This window comes from Acidovorax sp. KPB24-07 (assembly GCF_057543315.1).
The window spans coordinates 1-10,723 of sequence record NZ_BAAJYS010000124.1; the positions used below are offsets into that span (position 1 = coordinate 1).

Annotated in this window: 8 protein-coding genes and 1 pseudogene; 3 read left to right on the forward strand and 6 right to left on the reverse strand. The window is 67.8% G+C overall.

Translation table 11 applies throughout. From position 1 onward, the window contains the following. The 5 genes and pseudogenes from AC27IQ_RS13755 to pncB all read right to left on the reverse strand — a co-directional run. Positions 1-415: pseudogene (locus AC27IQ_RS13755) on the reverse strand (MFS transporter); the annotation flags it as partial. A gap of 1 nt (position 416) precedes the next feature. Next, the gene (locus AC27IQ_RS13760; RefSeq protein ID WP_487089798.1) at positions 417-1,844 is read right to left on the reverse strand and encodes a DNA recombination protein RmuC; all 1,428 of its coding nucleotides are present in this window, start codon (positions 1,842-1,844) and stop codon (positions 417-419) included. 117 nt (positions 1,845-1,961) lie between these two features. Beyond that, positions 1,962-2,948, reverse strand: coding sequence for a 2-hydroxyacid dehydrogenase (locus tag AC27IQ_RS13765; RefSeq protein WP_487089794.1), 987 nt, complete (start codon positions 2,946-2,948; stop codon positions 1,962-1,964). A gap of 13 nt (positions 2,949-2,961) precedes the next feature. Continuing rightward, on the reverse strand, positions 2,962-4,374 hold the full coding sequence (locus tag AC27IQ_RS13770; RefSeq protein WP_487089799.1) for a sodium:proton antiporter: 1,413 nt from the start codon (positions 4,372-4,374) through the stop codon (positions 2,962-2,964). A gap of 110 nt (positions 4,375-4,484) precedes the next feature. Next, on the reverse strand, positions 4,485-5,696 hold the full coding sequence (gene pncB, locus AC27IQ_RS13775; protein ID WP_284428673.1) for a nicotinate phosphoribosyltransferase: 1,212 nt from the start codon (positions 5,694-5,696) through the stop codon (positions 4,485-4,487). Positions 5,697-6,018: 322 nt separating this feature from the next. On the opposite strand from pncB, the gene ggt reads away from it, so the two are divergent. Then, positions 6,019-8,031 (forward strand): gamma-glutamyltransferase, encoded by a 2,013-nt coding sequence (gene ggt / locus AC27IQ_RS13780; protein ID WP_487089795.1) that lies wholly within the window; start codon positions 6,019-6,021, stop codon positions 8,029-8,031. 114 nt (positions 8,032-8,145) lie between these two features. Here ggt and AC27IQ_RS13785 read toward each other — a convergent pair whose 3' ends face one another. Next, positions 8,146-8,616 (reverse strand): acyl-CoA thioesterase, encoded by a 471-nt coding sequence (locus AC27IQ_RS13785; RefSeq protein WP_487089796.1) that lies wholly within the window; start codon positions 8,614-8,616, stop codon positions 8,146-8,148. Between the two features lie 225 nt (positions 8,617-8,841). Here AC27IQ_RS13785 and AC27IQ_RS13790 point away from each other — a divergent pair, with 225 nt between their 5' ends. Both AC27IQ_RS13790 and AC27IQ_RS13795 read left to right on the forward strand, forming a co-directional pair. Next, positions 8,842-9,402 (forward strand): phasin family protein, encoded by a 561-nt coding sequence (locus tag AC27IQ_RS13790; protein ID WP_272568836.1) that lies wholly within the window; start codon positions 8,842-8,844, stop codon positions 9,400-9,402. Between the two features lie 223 nt (positions 9,403-9,625). Further along, positions 9,626-10,675 (forward strand): extracellular solute-binding protein, encoded by a 1,050-nt coding sequence (locus AC27IQ_RS13795; RefSeq protein ID WP_487089797.1) that lies wholly within the window; start codon positions 9,626-9,628, stop codon positions 10,673-10,675. Positions 10,676-10,723: the final 48 nt, after the last annotated feature.

Here is a 10,723-nt window from a genome sequence, read left to right on the forward strand (position 1 = left end):
GGCCGGGCCGATCGCCAGCCAGCTGAACACCTGGCGCAGCTGCGTGGAGTCGTGCGCCGCGCGCCCCACATGGCGCTGCAGGGCAATGGTGGCGGCCCCCGTGGCGCCGCCCCGTCATGAGCGCGGCCAGGCACAGCATGGGAAACGCCGGCCACACCAGCGCCCCGGCCGCCCCGACCACCGCCACGACCACGGCATAGCCGACCGGGCGCTTGAGGCCATGGCGGTCGGCATAGCGGCCCGCCGGCAGCGCCAGGAACACCTGGGTGAGCGCGAACAGCGCGAGCAGGATGCCGACCGCCGCCGCGCTGTAGCCCTCGCGCAGGGCCAGCAGCGGTGCGGCCAGCCGCATGCCGGCCATGCAGGCGTGAATGCAGATCTGTCCGGCGATCAGGCGGGCCAGTGCGGTGTTCATGTCAAACGGCCTCGTCTTCGGTAGTGGGCGGTAGCCCGCCATCCGTGGCACCCGCACCCGCCAGGGGCACCGCCGCCCCCGGGGCCGGCAGGGCCTGCACTTCGCGCAGCTGGCGCTGGATGGCGCGCGTGCGCACGCCCACCTCATCGAACCGCCGGGCCGCCGCGTCGATGGATTTGCGCGTGGCCTCGACCACGTCGCCGAACTTGGAGAACTCCGTCTTCACCGCGCCGAGCAGGCCCCACACCTCGGACGAGCGCTTTTCGATCGCCAGCGTCTTGAAGCCCATCTGCAGGCTGCTGAGCATGGCCGCCAGATTGGCGGGCCCGGTGATCATCACGCGGCAGTCGTTCTGCAGCGCCTCCACCAGCCCGGGCCGGCGAATCACCTCGGCGAACAGGCCCTCGGTGGGCAGGTACATCACGGCGAAGTCGGTGGTGTGCGGCGGCGACACGTACTTGGCGAAGATCTTGCGCGCCTCGGCCTTGATGGAGGTCTCGAAGGCGTTGCCCGCGGAGAGCACCGCCGCCTTGTCGGCCAGGTCCTGCGCGTCCAGCAGGCGCTGGTACTGCTCCACCGGATACTTGGAGTCGATGGGCAGCCACACGGGTTGCTCGTCGCCCCGGCCCGGCAGCCGGATGGCGAACTCCACCAGGTCGTCGCTGCCGGGCACGACCTTCACGTTGCGCGCGAACTGGTCCACGGTGAGCACGTTCTCGATGATGGCGCCCAGCTGCATCTCGCCCCAGGTGCCGCGCGTCTTCACGTTGGTCATCACGCGCTTGAGGTCGCCCACACTGCCGGCCAGCGTCTGCATCTCGCCCAGGCCCTTGTGCACCTGCTCCAGCCGGTCGCTCACCAGCTTGAAGGATTCGCCCAGGCGCTGCTCCAGCGTGGCGTGCAGCTTCTCGTCCACGGTGCGGCGCATCTCCTCCAGCTTGGCGGCGTTGTCGGCCTGGATGGCGGACAGGCGCTCGTTGAGCACGCCGCGCAGGGCTTCGCCGGTCTGCGTGAGTTCGGCGCGGAAAGCGCCCAGCGCCTGCACCAGTTCCTGCCGCGCCGCGACGGCATCGGTCTGGCCCAGCGCCAGGCGCTGCTCCAGCTTGCCTTCGAAGGCGGTGAAGGCCGCGAGCAGCTCGGCCCGGCCGCTGCGCGACTCGTGCACCGCCTGGGCCAGCCGCTCGTCCACGGCCTGGCGCACGCTTTCCAGCGTGCCCTGCATGGTCTGCGTGAAGCCGCGCAGCTGCTGGGCCATGCCCTCCAGCGCGCCATCGTTCTTGGCCACCGCCAGCTGCGTGGCCTGGGCCGTGGCCTCCAGGCGCTGCAGGCGCATCAGCCACTCGGGGGGCAGTTCGGCGCGCGGGCTGCGCAGCAGCAGCACCCCAAGCATCAGGACGACCAGCACCAGCAAACCCAGGACAGCGAACATTTCCAAAACCCGACACTCCTTTTGCTATTTATTTGATAGCTACACCGGCATGAAAATCGCCGGCATGTGGCCGATTCGGCTCTAAACCGCGGCGCGGAAGCACCGTGGCGGCCTCCGTCACACCGGCCGTTCGCCCGGCGTGTTCACGGGCGTCAGCGCGCCCCGGCCGTCGAAGAACGCGATCAGGTTGTCCGCCGCCAGGTTGGCCATCGCCAGCCGCGTGGGCACGGTGGCGCTGGCGATGTGCGGGGTCAGCACCACGTTGGGCACGGTGAGCAGGTCCGGGTGCACCTGCGGCTCGCCCTCGAACACGTCCAGCCCGGCCGCTGCGATGCGCTTGTCGCGCAGCGCCGCCGCGAGCGCCGCGTCGTCCACGATGCCGCCGCGCGCGATGTTGACCAGGGTGGCGGTCGGCTTCATCTGCGCCAGCTCGGCGGCGCCGATGGCGTGGTGCGACTCGGCCGTGTAGGGCAGCACCAGCACGAGGTGGTCGGCCGTGCGCAGCAACTCCTCCTTGGAGACGTAGCGCGCGCCGCATTCGCCCTCCAGCGCGGGCGAGAGGCGGGAGCGGTTGTGGTAGATCACCTGCATGCCGAAGCCGTGCGCGCCGCGCCGGGCGATGCCCTGCCCGATGCGGCCCATGCCCAGGATGCCGAGCGTGCTGCCGTGCACGTCGGAGCCGGCGAACATGTCGTAGCTCCATTTCGTCCACTGGCCGGCCCGCAGATAGTGCTCGCTCTCGGTCATGCGGCGCGCGGTGGCCATGAGCAGCGCGAAGCCGAAGTCCGCCGTGGTCTCGGTCAGCACGTCGGGCGTGTTGGTGCCCTGCACACCCGACGCGGTGAGCGCGTTCACGTCGAAGTTGTTGTAGCCCACCGCCATGTTGGCCACGATGCGCAGCCGCGGGCAGCGCGCCAGCAACTCGGCGTCGATGCGCTGGCTGCCGGTGGTCAGGGCGCCGTCCTTGTCCTGCAGGCGCTCGGCCAATTCGGCTGGCGACCAGACCGCGTCGGCGGGGTTGGCCTCGACCTCGAAATGCTGCGAGAGCCGCTCCACCACCTCGGGAAAGATGGCGCGGGCGACCAGGATGCGGGGCTTGGACATGGATCAGGACCTTTCAGCGAAACCAGAGGAATGTCATGGCGACGAGCAGCGGCAGCAGGATGCCGCACGACCAGAGCATGTAGCCGAAGAAGCTGGGCATCTTCACGCCGCGCTCTTCGGCAATGGCCTTGACCATGAGGTTGGGCGCATTGCCGATGTAGGTGCCCGCGCCCATGAACACGGCGCCGGCCGAGATCGCGGCCAGCGTGGGGGCGAGCGTGGTCATGAGCACGGCCGGGTCGCCGCCGGCGGTGTTGAAGAACACGAGGTAGGTCGGCGCGTTGTCCAGGAACGCGCTCAGCAGGCCGGTGGCCCAGAAGTACATGGCCGGATCGGGGGTGCCGTCAGGCCGGGTCACCGCGCCGACGATGGCGCCGAACGGCCCCTGCGTGCCCGCCTTGAGCATCGCGATGACCGGGATGATGGTGAGAAAGATGCCCGCGAACAGCTTGGCCACTTCCTGCATGGGGGCCCAGCCGAACTGGTTGTCCGCGTGCACCTGGCGCGGCGTGAGCCACAGCGAGGCGCCCACCACCGCCAGCAGCCCCACGTCGCGCACCAGCCCGGGCAGGCCCACGGGCGTGCCGGCGATGCTCCACACCACCGGCGACTTCCAGAACCCGCTGAGCAGCACCAGGGCGATCACCGCGCCCAGCAGCCAGAAATTGACCTGGCCGTCGAAGCCGATCGACCGCGTGTCGGGCGTGGGGTCCGGCCGTGCCGCCTCGCCCGGCCGGCCATGGAGCCAGCGGTCGATCGCGTAGAAGATCGCCAGCAGCGAACCCACGAGGAACAGCGTCTCCTGATGGATGTGCCCGACCGTCCAGAAGAAATCCACGCCCTTCAAAAAGCCCAGGAACAGCGGCGGGTCCCCCAGCGGCGTGAGCGAGCCCCCGGCGTTGGAGACGATGAAGATGAAGAACACGACGATGTGCGCCACGTGCTTGCGGTGGTCGTTGGCGCGCACCAGCGGCCGGATCAGCAGCATCGATGCGCCCGTCGTCCCCATGAAGCTTGCCAGCACCGCGCCGATGGCCAGGATGGCCGTGTTCAGCCCGGGGCCGCCATGCAGGTTGCCGCGGATGTGGATGCCCCCCGCCACGGTGAACAGCGCCGCCAGCAGGATGACGAACGGCAGGTACTCGGCCAGCAGCGCATGCACCAGGTTCACACCCGCCGCACCGGCCCCGAAGACTGCCGCGAACGGCAGCAGGAACGCCAGCGCCCACGCGGCAGCGATCTTGCCGAAATGGTGGTGCCAGAACGCGGGGGCGAACAGCGGCACCAGCGCGATCGACAGCAACAGGCCCGCGAAGGGCACGCCCCACAGCACCGACAGCGCGCTCCCGTCGATCTCGGCGGCCCGCGCCAGGCCCGGCAGCAGGCCCGTGGCGATCAGCAACAAGCCACGCAGGCCGCGGGACATCGGTAAAGACAGGGACATGGCGTTGGAAGCCTCCAGGGTGGGAACGGGGCTGGGGGTGGCCATCGAAGCGCGCGCCGGCGGACCGGTGCGCTGCATGCGGGTCGATGCGTTCACTGCGGCGCCGGGATCTCGAACACCTGGCGCAGGTAGGCCAGGTATTTCTCGTCGTCGCACATGCCTTTGCCCGGGGTGTCGGACAGCTTGGCCACCGGCTGGCCGTTGCAGCGCGTCATCTTGATCACGACCTGCAGCGGCTCGCAGCCCAGGTCGTTGGTAAGGTTGGTGCCGATGCCGAAGGCCAATTGGCAGCGCCCGCGGAACTGCTGATACAGCTCGATGGTGCGCGGCACGGTGAGAGCGTCGCTGAAGATCAGCGTCTTGGTCAGCGGGTCGACCCGGTTGCGGCGGTAGTGGTCGAGCAGGCGCTCGCCCCAGGCGAACGGGTCGCCGCTGTCGTGGCGCGCGCCGTCGAAGAGCTTGCAGAAATACAGGTCGAAGTCGCGCAGGAAGGCGCTCATGCCATACACGTCCGACAGCGCGATGCCCAGGTCGCCGCGGTACTCCTTGGCCCACATCTCGAAGCCGAAGATCTGGCTGTCGCGCAGGCGCGGGCCCAGTGCCTGGCAAGCCTGCAGGTACTCGTGCGCCATGGTGCCCAGCGGCGTCACGCCGAGCTTCATGGCATACAGCACGTTGCTCGTGCCGGCGAACTGTCCCGGCCCCGAAGGCGCGCCTGTCGTGCGGCGCTCCCCCGTGCCCAGGCGCGCGCACAGCACGCGCAGCACCTCCTCGTGCCAGGCGCGGCTGAAGCGGCGACGTGTGCCGTAGTCGGCGATCTTGAGGTCACCCAGGCCATCGGCCTGCAGCAGGGCGATCTTGGCGTCGAGCCGGCGGCGGCCTTCGGGAAAGTCGGGCACCTTCTGCGTATTGCGAAAGTACACCTCGTTCACGATGGCCAGCACCGGCACCTCGAACAAGATGGTGTGCAGCCATGGCCCGGTGATGGTGATGTCGATCTCGCCCGAGGCCAGCGGGCTCACGGTGATGTACTTTTCGTTGAGCCGGAAGAGCCCGAGGAAATCCACGAAATCGCTCTTGATGAAGCGCATGGACCGCAGGTAGGCCAGCTCGGCATCCTGGAAATGCAGGCTGCACAGCGAGCGGATCTCCTCGCGGATCTCGTTGACGAAAGGCACCAGTTGCACGCCGGGATTGCGGCAGCGAAAGCGGTACTCCACCTGCGCGCCGGGAAACTGGTGCAGCACCACCTGCATCATGGTGAACTTGTAGAGATCGGTGTCGAGCAGGCTGGTGATGATCATGGGTGGAAGCGGCCGCGGCGGGCCGGCTGGGCATCTGCAGTGGACGGCAGCGGCGCACCGTCGCATGGCATTGTGTCATCAAGGGCGCCCCATTGCCGGGCACCGCACTGGTCCGGATCTTGCACCGCACTTCGGCCGCCGCACTGCATGCATCCCGCAAAGCGCGCACGCGTCACCGCCCCACCCGCTTCGCCACCGATCGCATCTCGCACATGTCGCACGGCGGAATGGAGCGGGTCCGAACGGGCCCGCGCAGCGCGTATGCTCGATGCGCCGCAGAGACGACGGCACTTCCTTCTTCAAGAACAAAGGTATTTTTCCAATGCGCCATTCCCGCCCGCCCATCACACCCTCCACCACGCGCCCTGTCTGGCGCTACACCGCCACGCTGACGGCCGCCCTGCTGGTCCTTGCCGGCTGCGGCGGTGGCGGGGGTGGCAGTGGCAGCGCTTCGGCACCCGGACAGGATTCGGCCTGCGCGGTCGTCAGCGATGGCGGCTCGGTCACGGTCGGCTCCGGCCTGCCCGGCGATCCCGCAGCGCCCGAACCCGCCTCCGGCTACAAGGTCGGCAAGACCGCGGTCTATGCCAAGCAGTACATGGTGAGCACGGCCAATCCGCTGGCCTCCCGCGCGGGCTGCGAAGTGCTGCGCCAGGGCGGCTCCGCGGTCGATGCGGCCGTGGCGGTGCAGATGGTGCTGGGCCTGGTCGAACCACAATCGTCGGGCCTGGGCGGCGGCGCGTTCATGCTGCACTACGATGCGGCGCAGAAGAAAGTGCAGGCCTATGACGGCCGCGAAACCGCCCCCGCGGCCGCGACGGAAAACTACCTGCGCTGGGTCAGCGACAGCGACCGCACCCTGCCCCAGCCCGGCGGCGCGCGCGCCAGCGGCCGCTCCATCGGCACGCCCGGCGCCGTGCGCATGCTGGAGATGGCCTACCAGGACCACGGCAAGCTCAAGTGGAGCGAGCTGTTCCAGCCCGCGGTCAAGCTGGCCTCGGACGGCTTCCAGATCAGCGGCCGCATGGCCAGCGCCATCGCTGGCGCCACCACCGGCCTCTCGCGCGATCCCGAGGCCGTCGCCTACTTCTTCAATGCCGACGGCACGCCCAAGGGCCTGGGCACGCTGATCAAGAACCCCGCCTACGCCACCACGCTGAACACCATCGCCAGCGGCGGCGCCGATGCGTTCTACACAGGCCCCGTGGCGCAAGGCATCGTGAACAAGATCAAGGTCACCAGCGGCGGCACGCCCACCGTGGCGATCACCCCCGGCCTGACCGAGATGAGCGACCTGGCCAACTACCGCGCCAAGCGCCGCGACCCGGTCTGCACGACCTACCGCGACTACTGGGTGTGCGGCATGTCGCCACCGTCCTCCGGCGGCATCGCCGTGGCGTCGGCGCTCGGCATCCTGGAGAACTTCAACCTCGCCAACTACAAGCCCACGGCCATCGACATCGAAGGCGGCAAGCCTTCGGTGATGGGCGTGCACCTGGTGAGCGAGGCCGAGCGCCTGGCCTATGCCGACCGCGACAAGTACATCGCCGACACCGACTTCGTGTCGCTGCCCGGCGGCTCGCCCGCGGCCATGCTGGACAAGACCTACCTGCGCAACCGTGCGGGCCTGATCAGCATGACCAAGAGCATGGGCACGGCCGTGGCCGGCGACCTGAGCAACAAGCCTGCCGGCGTGAGCCTGATCGACGAGAAGGGCACGACGCACTTCACCATCGTGGACAAGCAGGGCAATGCCGTGGTGATGACCACGACGGTGGAAGCCGGCATGGGTTCGTTCCACATGACGCAGGGCTTCTTGCTGAACAACCAGCTGACCGACTTCTCGGCCACGCCGACCGACAGCACCGGCGCCGTGGTGGCGAACCGCGTCGAAGCCGGCAAGCGGCCCCGCAGCTCGATGGCACCCACGCTGGTGTTCAAGAAGGCCGCGGACGGCAGCATGGGCGACTTCCTGATGGGCACGGGCTCGCCCGGCGGCGGCACCATCATCCAGTACGTGGTGAAGACGGTCGTCGGCGCGCTCGACTGGGGCCTGGATGCGCAGCAGGCCACCTCGCTGGTGGACTTCGGCGCGAGCAACAGCCCCACGACCTCGCTGGGCGGCGAACACCCGGCCATCAACAGCAGCAACGGCGGCAACAACGACCCGCTGATCACGGGCCTGCGCGCACTGGGCCACACGGTGTCCACCTCGGCCCAGTCGAGCGGCACGAGCACCATCATCCGCGTGCAGCGCAACGGCGAGAGCGTGCTGCAGGGCGGCGCCGATCCCCGCCGCGAAGGCGTGGTGCTGGGCGATACGTACAAGCCCTGACCGTGCATTGACGCGCCAGGCGGCCCGGCCGAAGGGCTGCCGCCTGCCGCGCCCCCCTCCCAAAAGCACCGGCCGCGTGAGCGTTCCGGTGCTTTTTTCATGAAAGGGGCCGGGTCAGGTGCCGACCGCGATGCGCAGGGGGGCGAGGGCGTCCAGCAGCGCCTGCGGCAAGGCGCGGGGCCGGCGGTCCTCGCGGCCGACATACACGTGCACGAAGTGCCCGCCCGCCGCCGACTCGGGCGCGCCCTCGGCGAACAGCCCGACTTCGTAGCGCACGCTGGAGCGGCCCACGTGCGCCACGCGGATGCCAGCCTCCACCGTCTGGGGAAAAGCGAGGGGCGCGAAATAATGGCACTGGGTTTCGACCACCAAGCCGATCGTCTCGCCCGCATGGATATCCAGGGCTCCACGCTCAATCAGATAGGCATTCACTGCCGTATCGAACCAGCTGTAATACACGACATTATTGACATGGCCATATGCGTCGTTATCCGCCCAGCGGGTGGTAATCGTCCGGAACACGGAATATGCGGAGCGCGGCTCCGGCAGGCGGCGGGGCAGCGTGGAAACGGTGGGGGCATTCATGGCGGCAAATTCTGCCAGTGGAGGCGCCCCCTTTGATGTGCCTCAGGTGACCGGCATTTTTGGTTATGCACTCTAATCATGTTGCAACGCAGCAAAATCGCTTGATTCCTGAACTCAACCGCCTAGAATCCGTCCCATGCTGCACTGCAACATGACTTCCAGGTCACGACAGCGCAGATGTCTCAACCATCCGTCCCTCGAGGACCTATCAATAGGAGATACACCATGTCGCTGACCCCGGAACAACTCATTGCATCCCACAAGGCCCACCTCGAAACCCTGTTCGGCCTGACCAACAAGGCATTCGAAGGCGTGGAAAAGCTGGTGGAACTGAACGTCACCGCTTCCCGCGCTGCCCTGGCCGAAGTCGCCACGCACACGCAAGCCGTGCTGAGCGCCAAGGATGCGCAAGAACTGCTGTCCCTGCAAGCCAGCCTGTTCCAGCCCCTGGCAGAAAAGACCGCTGCCTACAACCGCCACCTGTACGACATCGCCTCGAGCACCAGCGCCGAATTCGGCCGCACGTTCGAAGCCCAGGCGTCCGAAGTGCAGCGCAACTTCAGCAACCTGGTGGACAGCGCCGCCAAGAATGCACCCGCCGGTTCCGAAACCAGCGTGGCCGTGTTCAAGAGCGCCGTCTCTGCCGCCAACAACGCCTTCGAATCCGTTCAAAAGGCCGTGAAGCAAGCCAGCGATGTCGCTGAAGCCAACTTCAACGCCGTGGCCAACACCGCTGCCAACGCCGCCGCCAAGTCGGCCGCCGCCGTGCAGCAGCGCAAGCGCTAAAACCCGTTGTCTCCTTGGATCTCTCGAAACCGGGTTTCAGGGATCCAATTCAAGCCCGGTCTTGCGACCGGGCTTTTTTTATGGGCGCGCGGCGCTTGGAGTGGCAGCGGGCCGGGCGGGACCACCGCGATAAGACCTCTGGTTCAGCAGGTCTTGTTTAAGAATCATTCTCGTTCGACCTATCATCGCCCGGTTTCCAACCTCCAGAGAAGAGACCCTCTCCATGCAGAAGTCCATGAAAGCCGTTTTGGCGGCCTGCCTTTTGGCCGCCGCTGGCGCCGCCTCCGCCCAGGACCAGGTCGTCAACCTGTACTCCGCCCGCCACTACGCCACCGATGAAGCGCTGTACACCGGCTTCACCAAGGCCACCGGCATCAAGGTGAACCGCGTGGACGCCGACGACGCCGGCATCATGGCCCGCCTGAAGGCTGAAGGCACCGCCTCCCCGGCCGACGTGATCCTGCTGGTGGACGCCGCCCGCCTGTACCGCGGCGAGGTCGATGGCCTGTTCCTGCCCATCCGCTCCAAGGTGCTGGAAGACACGATCCCCTCCAACCTGCGCGCCAAGCCCGCGGCCGACGGCGGCATTGCCTGGTTCGGCCTGTCCACCCGCGCCCGCGTGATCGTCTACAACAAGGACAAGGTCAGCAAGGAAGACGTGGACACCTATGAAGAGCTGGGCGACCCGAAGAACAAAGGCAAGATCTGCATCCGCTCCGGCTCACACCCCTACAACCTGAGCCTGTTCGGCGCCGTGACCGAGCACATGGGCGAGCAGAAGGCTGAGGCCTGGCTCAAGGGCGTGGCCGGCAACCTGGCGCGTCCTCCGAAGGGCGGCGACACCGACCAGATCAAGGCCGTGGCGTCCGGCGAGTGCGACATCGCCGTGACCAACAGCTACTACCTGGCCCGCATCCTGCGTTCGGACAAGCCCGAGGACAAAACCATCGCCAGCAAGGTGTCGGTGGTGTTTCCCAACCAGCAGTCGTGGGGCACGCACATGAACATCGCCGGTGGGGCCGTGGCACGCAACACCAAGAACCAGGCCAACGCGGTCAAGTTCCTGGAATACCTGGCCAGCCCCGAGGCGCAGAACTACTTCGCCAACGGTAACAACGAATGGCCCGCCGCCAAGGGCGTGGACCCGGGCAATCCGGCCCTGAAAGCCATGACGGACGGCAAGCCCTTCAAGAGCGAGACCATCCCGATCAGCGCGGTGGGCGAGCACATGACCAAAGTGCAGCAGATGCTGGACCGCGTGAACTTCCAGTAAGCCACGCACCGCCCTTTCCTCGCACCAAAAGCCCGGCATGCCGGGCTT

What these genes read in the sequence shown, in the direction of transcription:
- AC27IQ_RS13760 (WP_487089798.1), bottom strand. Translation starts at nt 1,844, where the DNA reads ATGTTCGCTGTCCTGGGTTTGCTGGTGCTGGTCGTCCTGATGCTTGGG.
- AC27IQ_RS13765 (WP_487089794.1), bottom strand. Translation starts at nt 2,948, where the DNA reads ATGTCCAAGCCCCGCATCCTGGTCGCCCGCGCCATCTTTCCCGAGGTG.
- AC27IQ_RS13770 (WP_487089799.1), bottom strand. Translation starts at nt 4,374, where the DNA reads ATGTCCCGCGGCCTGCGTGGCTTGTTGCTGATCGCCACGGGCCTGCTG.
- pncB (WP_284428673.1), bottom strand. Translation starts at nt 5,696, where the DNA reads ATGATCATCACCAGCCTGCTCGACACCGATCTCTACAAGTTCACCATG.
- ggt (WP_487089795.1), top strand. Translation starts at nt 6,019, where the DNA reads ATGCGCCATTCCCGCCCGCCCATCACACCCTCCACCACGCGCCCTGTC.
- AC27IQ_RS13785 (WP_487089796.1), bottom strand. Translation starts at nt 8,616, where the DNA reads ATGAATGCCCCCACCGTTTCCACGCTGCCCCGCCGCCTGCCGGAGCCG.
- AC27IQ_RS13790 (WP_272568836.1), top strand. Translation starts at nt 8,842, where the DNA reads ATGTCGCTGACCCCGGAACAACTCATTGCATCCCACAAGGCCCACCTC.
- AC27IQ_RS13795 (WP_487089797.1), top strand. Translation starts at nt 9,626, where the DNA reads ATGCAGAAGTCCATGAAAGCCGTTTTGGCGGCCTGCCTTTTGGCCGCC.